Origin of the sequence: Comamonas sp. 4034, assembly GCF_050434545.1 — a bacterium.
GTDB classification, from domain to species: Bacteria; Pseudomonadota; Gammaproteobacteria; order Burkholderiales; family Burkholderiaceae_C; genus Comamonas; species Comamonas odontotermitis.
The window spans coordinates 21,620-39,840 of record NZ_JBNDIT010000021.1 but is presented as its reverse complement, the minus strand read 5'-3'; the positions used below and the strand labels follow the sequence as shown (position 1 = coordinate 39,840).

Sequence of the window (18,221 nt, the reverse complement as noted above, 5' to 3'; positions counted from 1 at the left end):
AGACCAAGCCATAGGTGCTCATGGCAACTCCTGAGAGGCTTGGCGCTTCCTGGCAGTTGCTGGCATTGGCAAGGTAAGGCAAGGCGAATGCATGTCTTTGACGCAGCGCACCAATCACCCACCGATGAGAGATGCTCAGCCCGGCATTTATCTTGTTGGAATTTGTAGGATAAAACCGCTCCTTGGTATACACAGCATACGCAAGTAGCTACAAAAAACGAAGTGTTACCCCTCCCCTGTGGCACAGCCACTAGAGTGGTGCCTTTACAAAGACACCAAGGAAAAAAACATGATCCGCCAGCCCTCGTCCACCAGCCGCCAGATGCTGCTGTGCACTCTGCTGACCGCTGCCACCTGGACGGCAGCCTACGCGGCAGACGATACGCCTGCCGCCACGCCGTCCCCCGCGCCAGAAGCGGCAGCGCCCGCTGCCAGCACCTCGGCACCTGCCGATGCAAAGCAGCCTGCCGCGCCTGCACTGCCTCCCCCGAATCCGACGGCAGAAAAGGCACTGGCCCAACGCTTCCAATCCATGTATGCCGCATTCGAAGGCAAGGCAGCCGTCCCCGATGCGAAGAACTTCACCGAAGACTTCAACAAGGAAGTGAACACCGACCAGGTCAAGCAGGTATTGCAGCAGTTGCACCAGAGTGTGGGTGCCTGCCGCATTGCTGGCCAGGTGCGCAGCCCCATCTCCTACGCCGGCAGCTACCTGCTGCAGTGCGACAAGGCCTTTGTGCCGATGGAGATCGCCGTGGAAGACAAGGCTCCCTACCGTATCCACAGCCTGCTGATCCGCCCTGGCTACTGGAAAAAGTAAGGCATCCGCATCGGGATGCGTTCAAGGTGCAGGCCCTTGCCTGCACCGCAGTGCTCGCAAAGGGCACTGCGAGGAGCGTATCAAGACGTTTGCAGCATCATTTGGTCATATCGCGCAGGCAATCTGACGGTATAACCAAATACCTATCGGTAATTTCCCCTGTGGTGCGTAAAAATCGACGCTTTCGCGTTGATTTTCGTACCACTTGGCCATTTTGGCTGCCAATAATGCGTACACTCTCGCCGCTTTGCAGGCAAAAAGGCAAGGGCTGTCATCGCGCTGCCACAAGCGGCCGTTAAACCCATGCTCCTGATTGCAAAGCGCCTGCTGGTGCCGCTAGCATGCTAGCCACCTTATCAACCTTTAGGATCCGAGGATTCACATGCGCAAGACCTTGATCGCCCTGGCTGTGGCCGCCGTTGCAGCCCCCGCCTTTGCTGCCGACCTGAAAGTCGCGGTAGACCCAACCTATGAACCGTTCACCTACAAGACCCCCAAGGGTGAAGTGACCGGCTTTGATGTGGACATCGCCAAGGCGGTGTGCGAACAGATCAAGCGCAAGTGCGTGTTTGTGGAGCAGGTGTGGGACAGCATGATCCCCGGCCTGCAGGCCAAGAAGTACGACGTGATCGTTTCGTCGATGTCGATGACCGACGAGCGCCGCCGTGTCGTTGATTTCAGCGACCGTTACTACAAGACCCCCAGCGCCGTGGTGCTGAAGAAATCGGCTGAATACACCGGCCCCGCATCCACCAAGGGCCTGAAGATTGGCGTGCTCAAGGGTTCCACGCAAGAAAAGTGGGCCATGGGCGAGCTCAAGCCCGCAGGTGCCTCGATCATTCCTTACGAAGCCCAGGACCAGGTCTATCTGGACATCAAGTCCGGCCGCCTCGATGGCACCGTGGCCGACAAGGTCGAGGTCAATGGCGGCTTCCTGCGCAAGCCCGAAGGTGCCGACTATGGCTACAAGGGCCCTGACCAGTACGAGACCAAGTACTACGGCGACGGCATCGGCATTGCACTGCGCAAGGGCCAGGGCGACCTGAAAAAGCAGATCAACGAAGCGATCAAGACCATCCGCAGCAATGGCACCTACAACACCATTGCCAAGAAGTACTTCGACTTCGATCCCTACGGCAACTGATCACCGCCAGGCCCTGCAGCACTTAGCGCGCTGCGGCGGCTCCTGTCAGGGGTAACACCATGCGGCGCGGATTTCCCAGACCACTAAGAGCCGCTAACGCCATCCAGCAAATCACAGATTTGCGATTGAGACGAGGCGCGGAGCCGCAGGCAGTACAAACGTACGACAAGGCGAAGCAACGATGTATCAAGGGTGGTGTTAGCGGGTCGAAACTGGGACGCGCCGCTTTCCCTTTGACGACCCGGCACATGGCCCACCAGCGCGTTTGCGCTGCGCCCGTGCTGAAGGCTAGAAACTATGAGTGAATATTTCCAATCGATCCTGATGGGCTCGCTGCTCACAGTGGCCGTATCGCTGGCATCGGTGTTTACCGCCACCATCCTGGGGCTGCTGGGCGCTAGTGCCAAGCTCTCGGGCAAGCGGCCCCTCGTATGGCTGGCCACGCTCTATACCTCCATCGTGCGCGGCATCCCCGAGCTGGTGATGATGCTGCTGATCTTCTACGGCGGCGCCATCGGCCTCAACACCTTGCTGGAGAAGATGGGCAGCGACCAGAGCGTCGACCTGAACCCCTTCATCGCCGGTTCGCTGACCATCGGCTTCATCTACGGCGCCTACATGACTGAAACCTTCCGGGGTGCGATCCTGGCCATTCCCAAGGGCCAGATGGAAGCAGCCTGGGCTTTTGGCATGAGCCCGCTCAAGACCTTCATCCGCATCACCCTGCCGCAGATGGTGCGCTACGCCCTGCCCGGCTTCACCAACAACTGGCTGGTGCTCATCAAGGCGACCGCACTGGTCAGCCTGATCGGCCTGCAGGACATGACCTATCTCGCCAAGCAGGCCAGCGCTGCCGCGCGCCAGCCGTTCATCTTCTTCCTGTTTACCGCCGCTTTGTACCTGATCTACACCTCGGCCTCTTTGTGGGCGCTGCGCCGCCTCAATGCGCGCTACAGCCTCGGAACGGAAAAGGTGCAGTTATGAATTGGGAAGTCATCTTTCAGCCGGACACCCTGGCCCTGTACGGCGAGGGCCTCATCACCACACTCAAGCTGCTGATTGCCAGCCTGGCGATCGGCGCTGTCCTTGCGCTGCTGGGCGCACTGGCCCTGGTGAGCCGCTCCTGGATACTGCGCAAGACCGTGGGTGCCTTCACCTACTTCATGCGCGGCACGCCACTGCTCATTCAGGTGTACCTCATCTACTACGGTTTTTCGCAGCTTGAATGGGTGCAGGCGCGCTGGGATGCAGTCTGGCCCTGGACCTACTTCAAGGAGCCGTTCTTCTGCGCGTTCCTCGCCTTCACACTGAACACTGCCGCCTACACGGCGGAAATGCTGGCCGGCTCCATCCGCGAGACCAGCAAGGGCGAAGTGGAAGCCGCCCGCGCCATGGGCATGAGCCGCTGGCAGTTGATGCGCCGAGTCGTCATGCCCAGCGCCATTCGCCGCACCCTGCCCGCCTACAGCAACGAGGTGGTGATGATGCTGCACTCAACCAGCCTCGCATCGACCGTGCCTTCGCTGGTCGACCTGACCGGCGCCGCCAGCCGCGTGTACTCCGACTATTACCTGCCGTTTGAGGCCTATATCGCCGCAGCCGTGGTGTACCTGTGCATCACCTTCATCCTGATTGGTCTCTTCCGCCTTGCGGAGCGCCATTTCCTTGGCTATCTGGCCCCGCGCAAGGCCTGAGGCGGGCTTGCAGAAGAAAATAGAATTCGAGCATTGTTATGAACGCATCCAACTACAAACTGCAGGCGCTGGACATTCACAAGAGCTATGGCAGCAACGCCGTGCTCAAGGGCGTCTCGATCAACGCCTGCCCCGGCGACGTGATCAGCATCATCGGCAGCTCCGGCTCCGGCAAATCCACGTTCCTGCGCTGTATCAACCTGCTCGAGCACCCGCAGCAGGGCCGCATCATCGTGGCGGGTGAAGAGCTGAAACTGCAGCCCGCCCGCAACGGCGACCTGGACGCGGCGGACGCCAAGCAGCTGCAGCGCCTGCGCACCAAGCTGGCCATGGTGTTCCAGCACTTCAACCTGTGGGCGCACATGACGGTGCTGCAGAACATCATTGAAGTGCCCGTCCATGTGCTGGGGCTCAGCAAGGACGAAGCCGTGGCGCGCGCGCGCAAGTACCTGCAGCTCGTCGGCCTCGAAGGCCGCGAAGACACCTACCCCGGCCACATGAGCGGTGGCCAGCAGCAGCGCGTGGCCATTGCCCGCGCCCTGGCGGTGGAGCCTGAGGTGATGCTGTTTGACGAGCCCACCTCCGCGCTTGATCCCGAACTGGTCGGCGAAGTACTGCGCGTGATGCAGGTGCTGGCCCAGGAAGGCCGCACCATGCTCGTCGTGACGCACGAAATGGGGTTTGCCCGCGAGGTGTCGAACCACGTCGTCTTCCTGCACAAGGGCGTGATCGAAGAGCAAGGCAACCCGCGCGAAGTGCTGGCCAACCCCAAGAGCGAGCGCCTGGCTCGCTTTCTGTCGGGCAACCTCAAATAACAGCCCTGCGCCTCGGTGGTGGTGCGCCTGTCATGCACGCCACTCGGTGTGCAGCTGTTGCAGGCTCGCCGACCAGGCCCTGAAAATACCTGGCTGCAGGGTGCCCGGGCGCCGGATACCAAGGCCATAGGGGCTACCGGCTCTTGTGGATGTTCCTCCGGATATCACTCCATCTTTCCCAGACCCGCAGCATTTCCAAAACGATCACGCAAGCGGATCATGGAATCGTCGTCTCTGAACGAGGTGGGTATTTTCAAACGCTGAAACCACACCCAGGCGTTGCCTTGCGGCTGTCCACAGCTCAAATCCGTTCCCTGGCTTCCCTGGCTCAGTGTGCAGCGCTCCTTGCCATTGGCGGTCGTCACCGCATCACCATCGACCCTGACCAGTTTCAGCGTCTTGCCAATGAACGGCAGATACCATTCACCCAGCATTCGCTCGGCAAAGCTGGCTGGCGCATCCATTTGCAGGCGACGGATGCGCACCGGGGCCTCCCCTGGCAGCTTGATCTTGCCGTCATCCCACCAACTGGTTTCGGTTGCAGGAGGCGCAGCGCTGAATTCAATCTGCGCATCTCCTGCTTCGGCCTTGACCCGTGCGGGCTGGGTGGGGCCTCCCAAGCTTTTTCCGCCCGCGTATTCACGTAACGGAATGACGGCCAGCGAAGCGCGAGAGTCCGCTCCCCTGGTGCCGTATCCGGCACTGCCCATATGGAAGGTAGGCTGCCCATCTGCCCGGTAGTTGAACACCTGCAGAATGGCGGTCTCGCCCTGAATATCCAGTGCCAGACCACGCCCGGGCTTGCCGGTGATCTCATCTTCCACCATCCAGGTGCCGTTGTAGGGCATGAGCGTGCTGTAGACCATCGTTATCTCGCAGGAGATCATGCACGACTCAAACGGAGCGCTTGCTCCGTGAAAGCTCTGCTCGAACGAATCCCTCAGGCGATAGCGTCCATTAGGCCCCCCCAAACCGGCGGAGGTCCAGTAGTAGGCGCCGCGCGTCCGCCCCATCAGCGATACGTTGGCGGGCTGATCGCCCCCCACACGCGCAGACCCCAGCACCTCCTCTGCAGCAAACCAAAGGCGCAGGGCATCGACCTGCGGTGTTTTCACGTCGGGCCACTCATCCACCTTCGTGGGGATGGCCTTGCAATCGAGCTGCGCCGATGATCGGATGCGATAGCATTCAAAATCCTGAAAAGGCTTGTAGCTCAGGTAGGTGCTCATGGGGTAAGCCTGCGACAGCCTTGCCATTGCCACACCATCTTCTCGGCGCGTCATCGTGATGGCCCAGTCATACGCCACCGCACCGCCCTCATCCATGGCCAGCACCCGCGACGTTCTATAACCCAGTTGCGCGAGCGGATTGACCAAGCTGACCTCGTTGCTGTCGATCAGAAACCGCTCGATTGCCACTGCAGGCTCGCCAGGAAACTGTACGGTCCCTTTGAGGCCATTGCGAAAGCTCACGGTCACATCACCCACCGATTGCTCTGCCGCCGCATCCCGGGCCGCGCTGCCAAAGCTGCGTCCACCTGTGTAGCGTATCAGCGGAGCGGTAATGGTGTCGCCATCCAGCTGCCCGGTTGCCATGTGGAACGTGGCATCACCGTTTTTCTCGTACCCGAACACCTGCATGAAAAAGGTATTGCCTTGCACATCGATCGCCAGACCCCGTCCGGGTTTGCCATCGACTTCGCTGCTCACAACCCAGGTTCCCGATTGCGGCGTGAAGTTGCGCGCCGCCCATGTGGGCGCGCACGGCAATGCCACACAAGACACCAGCAAGATGGAACGCAAAGTAGAAGTAAGGGCTGCCATGGTGACTGTGTCTCCTCTGTTGTTTTAATCAGGGAACAGTATAGGTGCCACGTTCTCCCGCGCTCGCCACCGCCGGGGATACAACTGTCACGCACCGCTATTGCGGGCTCTCCATTCCGTGCCGCAGAACACCGGGCGGCTGTTGCGCCATCTTCAGGGTGAGCTTGCGCAAAGCCGTGCCGTTGGCATACCCCACGCGCCGGGCGACGGCGTCCACGGACAGATCGCCTTGCGCCAGCAAGCGCTGCGCATGGCGCATGCGCACCGTATTGACCAGTTGAAGCGGAGCAGCCCCCGTGCTGGCTGCGATGCGGCGCGAGAGCGTGCGGCTGGTCATGCCCAAGGTTTCGGCGGCATCGGCAATCGTCGGGACATGGGGCAGCCGCGCTTCGATCAGAGCCTCAAAGCGCATCGCAGTGTCGTCTTCGCTGGCATGCAGATGCTCCCATACGCGATAGCGCGCCTGCGAGCTGCGGCTGTCCACCAGCAGGTAACGCATGACATGCTGCACCACGGCCTCGCCAGCGGCGCCGCCCACCGCCTGCTGCACCAGATGCAGCATCAGATCCACCTGCGCCATGGCGGCACCGGCGCTGATGACACGATGGTCCTCGACAAGCATCCGGTTTTCATCGAACAAGGCCTTGCCAAAGTGGCGACGTACAAAATCTCCCAAGCGCCAATGCGTGGTAGCGCGCCTTCCATCCAGTAACCCGGCCATACCCAGCAGCAACACCCCCGAGCATGACGCGGCAACCACACCGCCTGCCGCGTGATGGGCGGCAGCCAATCCGGCATACGCCTGCGCATCCGACGCCTGCATACGCCAGAGCAAATGCGATTCGGCATAGCGCTCATTGATCGTGGCGCCCCCGGTCAAACCACCGTCGGTGCCGTGCGGTGCTGATGCATCGAGCCCGATGCCAGGAATCACCAACACCGCATCGGGAGCCATCTTCAAATGCTCCACAGGAGTCGCCGCCAGGGCCATGCCGCCTGAAAGCGCGACCTGCGGCCGGGCGCTGGCAACCTGCCATGCCACGCGCTCCGCCGGCGCACCGCAGCGCCGGGCAAAGGCCAGAATGTCCAAACTGGCACCTACGCTACCGGCCAAGGTGCCATCTGCCACTAGGATGATGAAATGGGCCATTACTCGTCTAATTTAGATTCTTATTGATCATTTTAGACAAATCAGTAGCATCCCGGAAATGAAAACGTCTGCGGCATCACCAACCATGACCTCCATTGCCACTTCCACCCCGGGCGGCTCCCTGCGTCATCCCATTGCCATCGCACTCGCCCTGTCGCTGGGCGCCGCGATTGCGCTGGGCATATCGCGGTTCTCGTACGGCCTGCTGCTGCCACCCATGCGTGAAGACCTGGGCTGGTCGTACTTTCTGGCGGGCGCCATGAACACCGGCAACGCCGTGGGCTATTTTGCGGGGGCGCTGATGACGCCGCTCCTGATGCGGCGCATTGGCGCATGGCGGGTGCTGATGGCCGGGTCGCTGCTGGCGGCCATATTCATGCTGGTGTCTGGCTGGGCCACGGGCACAACAGCATTGATGCTGCAGCGCGTGCTGGCAGGTGCGGCCAGCGCCTGGGTGTTCATTGCGGGCGGGGTGCTTGCGGCGCGGCTGGGTTCGCTGTTTCCAAAGCGCGCGGGCTTTCTGATTGGCCTGTACTACGGCGGCACCGGAATCGGCATCTCGCTGTCGGCGCTGCTGGTACCGGCAGCGCTGCAAGCCGCCGCCAACCACGCTGCACCGCACAGCTGGCAGTGGCCCTGGATCAGCCTGGGCCTCGCATGCATGCTGGCCGCAACCGTGATGGCCGTGCCCGCGCGCCGCGTTGCCGATGGCCTGCCAACCGCGGCTCCAGGAACCGGCCAGGGCTTTGCGCTGCGGGATTTCGGCTTTGGACTCTCTGGCTACTTCATGTTTGGCGCTGGCTACATCGGCTACATGACATTCATCGTCGCGCTGCTACGCCAGCAAGGCATGTCCGGGCCTCAGATCACAGGTTTCTACACCGCGCTGGGCCTGGCGGTGCTGGCCAGTTCACGCATCTGGGCACGCATGCTGGACCGCTTCAAGGGCGGCGAATCACTGGCCATTCTGTGCCTGGTGCTCGCCGTGGTGACGGTGCTGCCGGCACTCACCAGTGCGACGCCCGTGGTCTTTTTGTCCGGCATGGTGTTTGGCGCGGTGTTCCTCTCAGTCGTGGCATCGACCACCGCACTGGTGCGCCACAACCTGCCGCAAGCGGCGTGGCCCGCTGGCATCAGTGCCTTCACCACCATTTTTGCGCTGGGCCAGATCGTGGGGCCATCCGTGGTTGGCTGGGTGGCCGATGGAGCGGGCGGCCTGCAGCGCGGCTTGCTGGTATCGGCCGCATTCTTGCTGCTCGGCGCCGTGCTGGCCTGGCGGCAAAAGCCCCTGACCCGCGCGGCAGGTGGTTGAGCGAGGCTGAATTTTCTATACTTTCCATAGCATCTGGCGCTTGACAGCAAAGCGCCTGCTGCCATTTTTGGCATGAAATTTCACTCACCCTGGCTCAGCCGCCCCCGGGCGGCACACGAAAGTTCTCAGTGATGCGCTGCTCGGCGCGCTCCAATGCCCGGGCCAGCCTATGCAGCCATCCGGTGCCAACGCGCGGCGGCAAGCCACAACGCACCTCGTCCTGCACGTCACCCACCGAATCGCCCCGCGGATCAGTCCGCAAATCACTTTGCGGGTCGGCCTCGTCAGGCGCATTGCCATCGCACCGGCCCGGCCCGGCGTCCTTGTCTGAAAGAAGAGAAGAATGGTTCATGGTTGCCCGATGCTCGGGCCTGGACTAACATATGTAAAGTTGAATTAACTGACCAGTCAATTCATAAATTCTGATGTCACTCCCATGCGCAACCTCAACCTTGACCAACTGCAAACCCTCGTGGCCATCGCCGATCTGGGCACGTTCGCGGCGGCCTCGCAGGCCTTGCATCTGGCGCCGCCCACCGTCAGCCTGCACATCAAGGAGTTGGAGGCCCGGCTGGAAGCCACGCTGGTTGTGCGCGGGCGACGGCAGGCAGCGCTGACCCCGGCAGGCCACGCCCTGGTCGATGGAGCCCGCAAGCTGCTGGCCGCGAGCGAAGACTTGGTCGAACTGGTACAGCGCCGTGCCAGCGGGCGGGAAGGCCTGGTGCGGGTGGGCGTGTCTGCCGGGGTGAGCACCCGGCTGCTGCCGCTGGTGCTGCAGGCCCTGAGCGAACGGAACCCGGGCGTCGAGGTACGGCTGGAAGCCGTCGGCTCTGCACAATCGATGCAGCGCCTGCAATTGGGCTCGCTTGACATTGCCATCGTCGCCAGCCCGCAGCCTGCAATGGCCGAAATCGTGCTCACGCCCTGGCGCGCCGACCCCATGGTGGCCCTGCTGCCCGCCGCGTGGGATGCCCCCGAGCAGGTCACGGCGCAATGGCTGTCAGAGCGGCGCTGGGCATCGTTTTCGGCCCCTACGCAGATGCATGGCCTGATTGCCTCATGGTTTGGGCAGGCGGGCTACCGGCCTCGCCCTTTTCTGGCGCTCAGCTATCCCGGCGCCCTCAAGAGCCTCGCCGCAGCCTGCCAGAGTGCAGCCCTCTTGCCGCTGGAAGAGGTGGAAGACCAGCGGCATGCCCCGGAAGTGCAGATCCGCCACCTGTACCCGCCGCTGATCCGTCCGATGGCCGTGGCGCACCGGCAGTTGAGCACACCCAACCCGGCTGTGGACGCCGTTCGGGCCGTACTGGCCGAATTTGGCCAGTTGTAGAAAACGGTAGCGACAGCTCCGGCGCCGACCTGCGCCGACAATGCCTGCTCCGCCCAAACAAGCCCCCGCCCCATGGACACCCGCCAAGCCCTCGATACCCGCGCCATCGGCCTGATGCTCGTGCTGTGCCTCATCTGGAGCGGCCAGCAGATCGTACTCAAGGCCACCGCGCACGATGCGGCCCCGATGATGCAGATCGGCCTGCGCTCGGGCATTGCCGCCATTCTGGTGTGGCTGTGGATGCGCTGGCGTGGCGAGCACATCCAATGGGGCGATGGAAGCTGGCGCCCGGGCCTGTGGGTCGGCGCGCTGTTTGCGCTGGAATTTGTGCTGGTGGGCGAAGGCCTGCGCCACACATCGGCGGCCCACATGGTGGTACTGCTCTACACCGCCCCTATCTGGGCCGCGCTGGGCCTGCACATCAAGCTGCCCCAGGAAAGGCTGGCACCGCTGCAGTGGCTCGGCATCGCGCTCGCCTTTGCCGGCATTGCGGTCGCCTTTCTGTGGCGCAACGGTGCAACTGGCGCAAGCCAGGGCGGCAGCGTGGGCACCATGCTCTGGGGCGATCTGCTCGCTCTGCTGGCGGGCATGGCATGGGGCGCCACCACGGTCGCCATCCGCACCACGCGGCTGTCTGCCTTGCCTGCGGCGCAGACCTTGCTCTACCAGTTGGTGGTGGGCTGCGTGGTGCTGGTTGCCGTTGCAATCGGCAGTGGGCAGGGCCGCATCAACCCCACACCCGCCTTCTGGGCCAGCATGGCCTTCAACGCCTTGCCCATGGCCTTTGCCAGCCTGCTGACCTGGTTCTGGCTGCTGCGCACCTACCTGGCATCACAACTGGGCGTGCTCACCTTTCTAACCCCGATCTTTGGCGTCATCCTCGGCGCCTGGCTCCTGCACGAACCCATCGAACCCGGCTTTGTGATCGGAGCATTGATTGCGCTTGCCGGGGTGATGCTGGTGAGCGGGTATGGGTGGATTGCCGGGCGGCGATAGCCTGTTTGTGCCAGGCCCGAAGCTGTCAATGTCTCTCGACAAGAGGCCGCAACACTGGGCTTGTTTACTGCCCAACCCACACGCTGTAAGCCACACCCTGGTACTGGAACTGGGGGTAGGTTGCGATGACCTGATCGCGCTCCTGGGCACTGGCAGTGTAGAAATAACGACCCGTCTGCTGGTTCAGGAAGCGAAACACCGCCTGGGTTGCGGAGCTTTCGCCCGCTTGCGCCCACCAGGCCACGCCCTCGTCGCTGAACACGGCGGGGTTGGCCCGCATGGCGTCGCGCTCGGAGGTGCTCACGGTGTAGACGTGTGATGCGTTCTGCTGGTTGTAGAAGCGGTAGACCGGTACGAGGCCTGCGCCCGCCTGTTGGCTATACGCATAAAAGGCCACACCTTCATACTGGAAGGCCGGGAATACGGCGATCACTGCGTCGCGCTGCTCCACACTGGCTGTATAGAAGTGAGCGCCGGTCTCGGCGTTGTAGAAGCGGAAGACGGCGCTGCGGCCATGGCTGTCGGCGGCAAACGCGGCCACTTCGGCAAAGAGCCATTGCTGGATGGCGGGGAACACCCGGTCAAAGCGCGCATAGTTGTTGAAGCCGCCGACATTGGTGCACGAAGCCGAGCCATTGGAGAGCATGCCGGTGAGCACGCCGTTGACAAACAGGGCCGAGCCGCTGCTGCCGCCTTCAGTCATGCCCTGGCTCCACTGCACGCGGTAGTAGTTCTCGCCCATGGCATCGCTGGCGTAACAGGTGAAGACGCCCTTGCCCGGCTTGCAATCGGTGCTGCCCACCACATTGCCGAAACTGATTTTCTGCAGGTCGCCACGTGGGTGGTGCACGCCCACCACGGCAGCGCCCTTGGCCACGGCATTGGCATCCCATCCTGCGAACACGGCACCGGCAGGTGGGGTGTCGTTCAATACCAGCAAGGTGGCATCGGGGGTAGCCGATGTATACAGCAGCTTGGCCCCGCCCTTGAGGGTTTTGCTGGCCGAAGACAACAGGCGGCTGTTGCAACTGGGCGTGCGGTAGAACCAGAAGGTCTGCAAGCTCGACGCGGCGGCCTGTGAGCTGATGCAATGGTTGGCCGTCATGAAGTATGGCGTGCCGCTGCCTGTGCGGTCATTGAGCAACGTGCCGGTGCACAGGAAAGCGCCGTCGGCATTCACATAGAGCATGCGGGCCACGGCATCGCGCTGGCGGGCATAGGCGTCGTAGCAGGTGGAGTCCAGCGTGCAACTGGCGGCGTTGTTGAGCTTGGCCTGGAATTGCGTGCCGTCGTTGATCAGGGCGAAGATGTTTTCATAGATGTGCACGAGGCTTGGGATGGACACTTTCACGTCGCTGGCCGCTGCGCCAGCAGGCAGCTGGATTTCCACCGTCAGCTCGTTGCCATCCACCGCAGGCGTCCACCAGGTGTTTGCCGCCGCTGGCACCTCTCCCGCCTGGTTGTTGTTCTGCAGTATCTGTGCAATGCCTCGGCCGGATATTTCGAATGCCCCGTCACGGTCATCAGGGGCATAGACACGGACAGTGGCATTGCCTGGCAAAGAGCCGATCTGCAGGCCTGCGCGCAGACCGAACGCATCATCGGAGACAAAGCTCACAGCCGCCACGAGGCCCCCTTCTCCCGACGCCTGCCACTGGAGCAAGGCGCCAGTGGCCTGGGTCGTCCCAGTCAGAGTGACTGCTCGGCGGGCACCGATCTGTACCACATCGCTGCGCGCCGCTGCTGTCTTGGGAGCCGCCCAGGCACCCAGATCGACCACTGCAGGCACCGGGGCCAAGGCTTGGTGCCTTTGCACAGTGGCCTGCTTGGCCATATCCGCAGGCTGCACACGCGCCTGCACGCTTTGCGCCTGTGCAGCACCCGTGCCAATACACAGCATGAGGGCCGCCAATGCGGCAAAAAAGGCCTGCGTGCAAGCACGGGAAGAGCGAACCATCGGGCGATCTCCAATAAGGAAAAATTGAATCACTCAATGGTACTGATAGTTTTTATAAAAGTAATTACGTATGTCGGCTAATTGACCTTAGTTTATGAATATTTCAATAAAATAGATTTTGTTAATTTTGAAAAAAATTGAATCTTCTTCATTGATGAATCTGCATGAATGAATAATTATTCATTGCTCAACAAGGTATAGAAGATAAGCATTTACTCACAAAACATACAATTTTTGCTTATTGATTGACAGGGCACGGTGTGTCTCCCTCCGCTGTCACGGAGTCTCTTCGCCATAGACGATTGCCTGTTGAATGGCTTGATCTCGCAGCCATAGCGAAAAACATGCGCAAAAATGAAGGCAGGCATCGCCCGCCTTACCCATGGGCATGCTGCTACGGCAGCTAGAGGGTGTGGCCGCAATGCCGGGGGGAAAAGGGCTTTCCTGGAGGCCTTGCACAAGATGCGCTCGGGGCAGCCGCGCCATCGGACTGCACGCCCCCCAAAAAGGCGAGCGCGGCAATGCCACAGAGCGGCAGCATCCTGCGGCCTCCTGCCTTTCCGCGCTCGCGCCCTTGGCGCCAAAGCGGCGTTCGCAGCCGCGCAATGGCTATCGGACCGGATCGAACCAGGCCTACACCATCTACACCATCAGTTCGATCAGGAAGGGACCAGACTTGCCAAAGCTGGCACGCAGCAGGTCGCTGCAGGCCTCCATGGTGGTGGCGCGGGCGGCCTCCACACCCATGCCATTGGCAAGCGCCACCCAATTGATGCCCGGGTTACCCAGATCCAGCATGCCCATGGCCGTGGGCCCTGGGGTGGCGCCCACGTTCCTGTACTCACCAATCAGGATGTTGTACTTGCTGTTGTTGAGGAGGATGGTGGTGACCGGCAGGCCTTCGCGCGCCTGCGTCCACAGCGCCTGCAGGCTGTACATGGCCGAGCCGTCTGCCTGCAGGTTGATGACTCGCCGCTCTTTGCGTGCCCCCAGCGCAGCGCCAGTGGCCACCGGCATGCCGTCACCAATGGCACCGCCGCCCAGGTGCAGCCAGTCGTGCGCAGGTGCAGCAAAGGTATGCGGATAAAAGCCCCGGCCATACGAGATGGATTCGTCCGACACAATGGTGCCCTCGGGCATCAGCGCCGCCACAGTCTGGGCCAGGCCTTCGGGCGTGGGGGCGCCACGGGCTGCCTCGGGGCGCGGGCCGGGATCGGGAATCGCCACCGCAGGCGCGCCCAGCGCATCGGCCAGAGCGCGCAATGCCTCGGTGGCGCTTTGCTCCGGCCGGGCCAGGGTGTGCAATTGCGCCGTGGCCGGGTACTGGGTGGATGGCAGGCCCGGGTAGGCAAAAAAGCCCACCGGCGGCTTGGCGCCCACCAGAATGATGTGCTCGAACCGCGCCAGCGCCTGGATGGCCGCTTCCATGCCGTAAGGCACGCGTTCGATCTGCAAACGCCCTCTTCCACGCTGTACGTGGGCGCAGACGTAGTCGAGCATGAGGGCCGCGCGCGTGGCACTGGCCACGCGCCAGGCCTGCTGCTGACCTTCTTCAAAGGCGGCATCTCCGGCCAGCAGCAGCAATGCATGTTGACCGCTGCGCAAGGCCCGGGCAACACCTTCCACGGCATGGGGATCGAGCGGTGCGGGCTGCGGCTCGGGCAGTGCGCCAGCAACTTCGCCGCCCTCGCCCCAACTGGTATCGGCCGGAAGGATGAGGCTGGCAATCTGGCCAGGAAACGTGCGGGCCGCGCGCACGGCCAGCGCGGCATCGCGTCCCACATCTGCGGGCGTGCCAGCCGTATGCACCCAGGCCGACACCGTACGCGCCAACGCCTCGGTGTCGGCAGTCAATGGTGCATCGAGCGGTCGGTGGTAGGTGGCCTGGTCGCCCACGATATTGACGATTCCGCTGCGCGCGCGACGCGCGTTGTGGAGGTTGGCCAGCCCGTTGGCAAGACCGGGCCCGCAATGCAGCAGAGTGCAGGCGGGTTTGCGCGCCATGCGGTAGTAGCCATCCGCCATGCCGGTGACGATGTTCTCCTGCAGGCCCAACACGCATTGCATGCCGGGCACCTGGTCCAGCGCCGCCACAAAATGCATCTCGCTCGTCCCCGGGTTGGCAAAACAGGTGTCGATACCTGCGGCCAACAAGGTCTTGACCAAACTTTTTGCGCCGTTCATGGAAAAGCCGCTCCGTCTCTGTGATCGCTGTGCCTCCATTGTTGCGGAGGATACGGATCACGGCAGTCACGCGGATGCCATGGATTGCTATGAATACAGTAGCTACCAGCGCCCTACCCTTAAGCGCCAGGGGTCTGTTTCATCTGATTGCCTCGGAATACCTGCCGTCACCGCATCAGCCACCTGCAGGCGAACGGCAGCACGCAACCCAGCGTCATGAACATCCACGGCGCCCACATGACAGGCCAGTCTCTCACCAGCAGCCAATACGGCACAGCCAGTACCATGCCCGTGCCTACGGGGACGGCCAGCAAGGCCATGAGCCCTGCAGCCTGCGCATAACGCTTCCAGGTCAATTGCCTGCAGGCATACCTGCCATATGCCAACAAGGCCAGACAAGCAACGACAAACGGCAGCACATACAACCACGCAAATACCATGAGGAATTCATTGCGGGTCATGTCGTGCTCCCGGGCAGGCCTTACCAGACGATGGGTTCCGGCTCCAGCCGGATGCCAAAGCGCTCATACACGCTGGCCTGGATGGCCTGCGCCAGGGTGACCACCTCGCCTCCCGTCACGCTGTTGTCGCCCTGCCCCAGGTTGACCAGCACCAGCGCCTGCCGGTCGTACACGCCCGCCTTGCCGATGCTCTTGCCGCGCCAGCCACAGGCATCGATCATCCAGCCAGCGGCGAGCTTGACGCTGCCATCCAGCATCGGGTAATGCACGATTTTGGGTTCGCGCGCAATGATGTCTTCGCACACCTCGCTGCTCACCTGCGGATTCTTGAAAAAGCTGCCTGCATTGCCGATGGTTGCCGGATCGGGCAGCTTGGCGCGGCGGATCTCGACCACCCAGCTGAAAATATCCTGCGCCGTGGGGTTCTCAACACCTTTTTCCGCCTGTTTGCGTGTCAGGTCCAGGTAGCTCAACTCAGGCTTCCAGTCCTTGGCGAGGCGCAGGCGCACGCGGGTGATCACCGCCCTGCCCGCAAGGCCCATGCCGCGCGGTGCCGTGGAGCCGGTGGCACGAGCAATCATGGTCAGGGGCATCGTTTCAGCTGGTGCGTGCTTGAAAACCGAGTCACGGTAGCCGAAAGCACATTGGGCGGCGTTCAGGCTGAAGCTCTCGCCATTGGTAAGGTCCACGGCGTCCAGCGAATCGAAGCGGTCCTGCAGCTCGATGCCGTAGGCACCAATGTTCTGCACGGGCGCCGCACCTGCGGTGCCCGGGATCAGCGCTAGATTCTCCAGCCCGGGGTAGCCCTGCTCCAGGCTCCAGGCCACCACGTCGTGCCAGACCTCGCCCGCCCCGACCTCGATGATGTAGTGCCTGTCCGTCTCGGCAACCAGGCGCTTGCCCATGATCTCCATCTTGAATACGGTCGGCTCCACATCGCCGGTGATGACGATGTTGCTCCCCCCCCCCAGCACCACCACCTGGCGGCTCGCGCCCAGGGGTGGGCCAGCCAGAAACTCACGGATATCCTGTTCGGACTGCACGCGCACCAGATTCATGGCGCGGGCCATGATGCCAAAGGTGTTGTATTGCTGCAGCGGGGCATTTTTCTCGACTAACATCGGTAGATTGTCGCACTTGTAGCGACCCACGCAGGCAAGCTTGCCTGATCTGCAAGGAGAGTATGTATGCCATCGTTTGACACGGTTTGCGAAGCCGACTTCGTCGAGGTGAAGAACGCTGTCGAGAATTCGGCCAAGGAAATCGGCACCCGTTTTGACTTCAAGGGCACATCGGCTGCCATCGAGCTCAAGGACAAGGAAATCACCCTGTTCGGCGACGCCGACTTCCAGCTCGTGCAGGTTGAAGACATCCTGCGCAACAAATTGACCAAGCGCAATGTGGACGTGCGCTTCCTCGACAAGGGTAATGTCCAGAAGGTGGGCGGCGACAAGGTCAAGCAGGTCATCAAGGTGCGCAACGGCATCGAGCAGGAACTGGCCAAGAAAATCCAGAAAGCCATCAAGGAAAGCAAGATGAAGGTGCAGGCTGCCATCCAGGGCGACGCCGTGCGTGTGACCGGCGCCAAACGTGACGATCTGCAGGCGGCCATGGCATTGTTGAAGAAGGAAGTGACCGACGTGCCGCTGTCCTTCAACAACTTCCGTGACTGAGCCACAGCCTTTGGCCAAGGCAAAGGCAGGCAGCTGGCATAGGTGCCTGCCTTTTTCTTGATATTTTCACTATATATTTCATAGCAACAAGCGCTCTATAGATAAGCGCCAGCAGCTATTTCATCATGAGCCCTCCGCACCGCTTTGCCCGAGCCACCCGTGCCGCCTTTTGCCAGGCACTGTTGGCGCTGGCCTGCGCGGGCGGTGCCGCCAGTGCGCAGGAGGCGGATGAAGCCCCCAAATCCGTTGCACTGACCGGCATTCTGGGCAACAAGGCCCTGCTCGTGGTGGATGGCGGCGCCCCCAAGGCGGTGGAAGCTGGCAGCAGCTACCAAAAGGTGCAGGTCGTCAGCGTGAAGGATGGCGAAGCCCAGGTGCGCATTGGCGGCCAGCCCCTCACCCTGCGCCTGGGCGAATCACCCGTCAGCGTGACGGGTAGCACGCTGCCCTCCAGCAACACAGGCCGCATTGTGCTGATGGCCAACCCGCAGGGCCACTTTCTGACGCCCGGCATGATCAATGGCAAAAGCACGCGCTTTCTCGTGGATACCGGAGCGACGACCGTGAGCATGGGCATGAGCGAGGCGCGCAAGCTGGGCATCGACTACACCAAGGGCCGCGCGGTACGCATGGGCACGGCCAATGGCGTGGCGCAAGGCTGGTACGTTCAACTGGCCAGCGTGCGCATCTCCGATGTGGAGCTGCGCAACGTGGACGCCGTGATTGGCGCGGGTGAGATGCCTTATGTGCTGCTGGGCAACAGCTTTCTCAACAGTTTTCACATGACGCGCATCGGCCCGCAGCTGACGCTGGACCGGGCGAAATAAAACTGCGCATTTGGCGCTTCTGCAGCGCGCGCAGGCGA

At 62.2% G+C, this 18,221-nt stretch carries 17 protein-coding genes; 10 read left to right on the top strand and 7 right to left on the bottom strand.

The window, feature by feature from the left end:
- Positions 1-289: 289 nt before the first annotated feature.
- The 5 genes from ABIE32_RS18615 to ABIE32_RS18595 all read left to right on the top strand — a co-directional run bounded on the left by ABIE32_RS18615 (position 290) and on the right by ABIE32_RS18595 (position 4,473).
- Positions 290-820: a hypothetical protein gene (locus ABIE32_RS18615; RefSeq protein ID WP_429018265.1), complete on the top strand. Its 531-nt coding sequence runs from the start codon at positions 290-292 to the stop codon at positions 818-820.
- Positions 821-1,202: 382 nt separating this feature from the next.
- Positions 1,203-1,964, top strand: a complete 762-nt coding sequence (locus ABIE32_RS18610) for a transporter substrate-binding domain-containing protein (RefSeq protein WP_224152236.1) — start codon at positions 1,203-1,205, stop codon at positions 1,962-1,964.
- 297 nt (positions 1,965-2,261) lie between these two features.
- Positions 2,262-2,948, top strand: a complete 687-nt coding sequence (locus ABIE32_RS18605; protein WP_224152235.1) for an ABC transporter permease — start codon at positions 2,262-2,264, stop codon at positions 2,946-2,948.
- Entirely contained in the window at positions 2,945-3,658 is a 714-nt protein-coding gene (locus ABIE32_RS18600; RefSeq protein WP_224152234.1) for an ABC transporter permease, read from the top strand. The genes ABIE32_RS18605 and ABIE32_RS18600 overlap by 4 nt, the downstream gene beginning before the upstream one ends.
- A 38-nt stretch (positions 3,659-3,696) precedes the next feature.
- Entirely contained in the window at positions 3,697-4,473 is a 777-nt protein-coding gene (locus ABIE32_RS18595; protein ID WP_224152233.1) for an ABC transporter ATP-binding protein, read from the top strand.
- 164 nt (positions 4,474-4,637) lie between these two features.
- Here the strand turns inward: ABIE32_RS18595 and ABIE32_RS18590 are convergent, their stop codons facing one another.
- Together ABIE32_RS18590 and ABIE32_RS18585 are read right to left on the bottom strand one after the other, a co-directional pair.
- Positions 4,638-6,296, bottom strand: coding sequence for a hypothetical protein (locus tag ABIE32_RS18590; protein WP_429018261.1), 1,659 nt, complete (start codon positions 6,294-6,296; stop codon positions 4,638-4,640).
- A 97-nt stretch (positions 6,297-6,393) separates the two neighbouring features.
- Positions 6,394-7,446 carry a GlxA family transcriptional regulator gene (locus tag ABIE32_RS18585; RefSeq protein ID WP_429018259.1) on the bottom strand — a complete coding sequence of 351 codons (1,053 nt, stop codon included), beginning with the start codon at positions 7,444-7,446 and terminating at the stop codon, positions 6,394-6,396.
- Positions 7,447-7,531: 85 nt separating this feature from the next.
- Here ABIE32_RS18585 and ABIE32_RS18580 point away from each other — a divergent pair, with 85 nt between their 5' ends.
- Positions 7,532-8,758 carry a YbfB/YjiJ family MFS transporter gene (locus ABIE32_RS18580; RefSeq protein WP_429018258.1) on the top strand — a complete coding sequence of 409 codons (1,227 nt, stop codon included), beginning with the start codon at positions 7,532-7,534 and terminating at the stop codon, positions 8,756-8,758.
- Between the two features lie 94 nt (positions 8,759-8,852).
- On the opposite strand, the gene ABIE32_RS18575 is transcribed toward ABIE32_RS18580, so the two are convergent.
- On the bottom strand, positions 8,853-9,110 hold the full coding sequence (locus tag ABIE32_RS18575; RefSeq protein ID WP_429018256.1) for a hypothetical protein: 258 nt from the start codon (positions 9,108-9,110) through the stop codon (positions 8,853-8,855).
- Between the two features lie 84 nt (positions 9,111-9,194).
- On the opposite strand from ABIE32_RS18575, the gene ABIE32_RS18570 reads away from it, so the two are divergent.
- Both ABIE32_RS18570 and ABIE32_RS18565 read left to right on the top strand, forming a co-directional pair.
- Positions 9,195-10,085: a LysR family transcriptional regulator gene (locus ABIE32_RS18570; protein ID WP_429018254.1), complete on the top strand. Its 891-nt coding sequence runs from the start codon at positions 9,195-9,197 to the stop codon at positions 10,083-10,085.
- A gap of 72 nt (positions 10,086-10,157) precedes the next feature.
- Positions 10,158-11,081 carry a DMT family transporter gene (locus ABIE32_RS18565; RefSeq protein ID WP_224152227.1) on the top strand — a complete coding sequence of 308 codons (924 nt, stop codon included), beginning with the start codon at positions 10,158-10,160 and terminating at the stop codon, positions 11,079-11,081.
- 64 nt (positions 11,082-11,145) lie between these two features.
- Here ABIE32_RS18565 and ABIE32_RS18560 read toward each other — a convergent pair whose 3' ends face one another.
- The 4 genes from ABIE32_RS18560 to murB form a co-directional block, all read right to left on the bottom strand.
- Entirely contained in the window at positions 11,146-13,038 is a 1,893-nt protein-coding gene (locus tag ABIE32_RS18560; protein ID WP_429018253.1) for a trypsin-like peptidase domain-containing protein, read from the bottom strand.
- A gap of 642 nt (positions 13,039-13,680) precedes the next feature.
- Positions 13,681-15,222 (bottom strand): acetolactate synthase large subunit, encoded by a 1,542-nt coding sequence (locus tag ABIE32_RS18555; RefSeq protein ID WP_429018251.1) that lies wholly within the window; start codon positions 15,220-15,222, stop codon positions 13,681-13,683.
- A 167-nt stretch (positions 15,223-15,389) separates the two neighbouring features.
- Positions 15,390-15,683 (bottom strand): hypothetical protein, encoded by a 294-nt coding sequence (locus ABIE32_RS18550; protein ID WP_429018250.1) that lies wholly within the window; start codon positions 15,681-15,683, stop codon positions 15,390-15,392.
- A 20-nt stretch (positions 15,684-15,703) separates the two neighbouring features.
- A complete protein-coding gene (gene murB / locus ABIE32_RS18545; protein WP_429018248.1) occupies positions 15,704-16,804 on the bottom strand; it encodes a UDP-N-acetylmuramate dehydrogenase in 1,101 nt (366 codons plus the stop codon).
- Positions 16,805-16,870: 66 nt separating this feature from the next.
- On the opposite strand from murB, the gene ABIE32_RS18540 reads away from it, so the two are divergent.
- Entirely contained in the window at positions 16,871-17,356 is a 486-nt protein-coding gene (locus ABIE32_RS18540) for a YajQ family cyclic di-GMP-binding protein (protein ID WP_224152222.1), read from the top strand.
- 125 nt (positions 17,357-17,481) lie between these two features.
- Positions 17,482-18,183 (top strand): retropepsin-like aspartic protease family protein, encoded by a 702-nt coding sequence (locus ABIE32_RS18535; protein WP_429018246.1) that lies wholly within the window; start codon positions 17,482-17,484, stop codon positions 18,181-18,183.
- Positions 18,184-18,221 lie beyond the last annotated feature (38 nt).

Coding starts and splice junctions, on each gene's coding strand:
- ABIE32_RS18615 (WP_429018265.1), top strand. CDS start 290: ATGATCCGCCAGCCCTCGTCCACCAGCCGCCAGATGCTGCTGTGCACT.
- ABIE32_RS18610 (WP_224152236.1), top strand. CDS start 1,203: ATGCGCAAGACCTTGATCGCCCTGGCTGTGGCCGCCGTTGCAGCCCCC.
- ABIE32_RS18605 (WP_224152235.1), top strand. CDS start 2,262: ATGAGTGAATATTTCCAATCGATCCTGATGGGCTCGCTGCTCACAGTG.
- ABIE32_RS18600 (WP_224152234.1), top strand. CDS start 2,945: ATGAATTGGGAAGTCATCTTTCAGCCGGACACCCTGGCCCTGTACGGC.
- ABIE32_RS18595 (WP_224152233.1), top strand. CDS start 3,697: ATGAACGCATCCAACTACAAACTGCAGGCGCTGGACATTCACAAGAGC.
- ABIE32_RS18590 (WP_429018261.1), bottom strand. CDS start 6,296: ATGGCAGCCCTTACTTCTACTTTGCGTTCCATCTTGCTGGTGTCTTGT.
- ABIE32_RS18585 (WP_429018259.1), bottom strand. CDS start 7,446: ATGGCCCATTTCATCATCCTAGTGGCAGATGGCACCTTGGCCGGTAGC.
- ABIE32_RS18580 (WP_429018258.1), top strand. CDS start 7,532: ATGACCTCCATTGCCACTTCCACCCCGGGCGGCTCCCTGCGTCATCCC.
- ABIE32_RS18575 (WP_429018256.1), bottom strand. CDS start 9,110: ATGAACCATTCTTCTCTTCTTTCAGACAAGGACGCCGGGCCGGGCCGG.
- ABIE32_RS18570 (WP_429018254.1), top strand. CDS start 9,195: ATGCGCAACCTCAACCTTGACCAACTGCAAACCCTCGTGGCCATCGCC.
- ABIE32_RS18565 (WP_224152227.1), top strand. CDS start 10,158: ATGGACACCCGCCAAGCCCTCGATACCCGCGCCATCGGCCTGATGCTC.
- ABIE32_RS18560 (WP_429018253.1), bottom strand. CDS start 13,038: ATGGTTCGCTCTTCCCGTGCTTGCACGCAGGCCTTTTTTGCCGCATTG.
- ABIE32_RS18555 (WP_429018251.1), bottom strand. CDS start 15,222: ATGAACGGCGCAAAAAGTTTGGTCAAGACCTTGTTGGCCGCAGGTATC.
- ABIE32_RS18550 (WP_429018250.1), bottom strand. CDS start 15,683: ATGACCCGCAATGAATTCCTCATGGTATTTGCGTGGTTGTATGTGCTG.
- murB (WP_429018248.1), bottom strand. CDS start 16,804: ATGTTAGTCGAGAAAAATGCCCCGCTGCAGCAATACAACACCTTTGGC.
- ABIE32_RS18540 (WP_224152222.1), top strand. CDS start 16,871: ATGCCATCGTTTGACACGGTTTGCGAAGCCGACTTCGTCGAGGTGAAG.
- ABIE32_RS18535 (WP_429018246.1), top strand. CDS start 17,482: ATGAGCCCTCCGCACCGCTTTGCCCGAGCCACCCGTGCCGCCTTTTGC.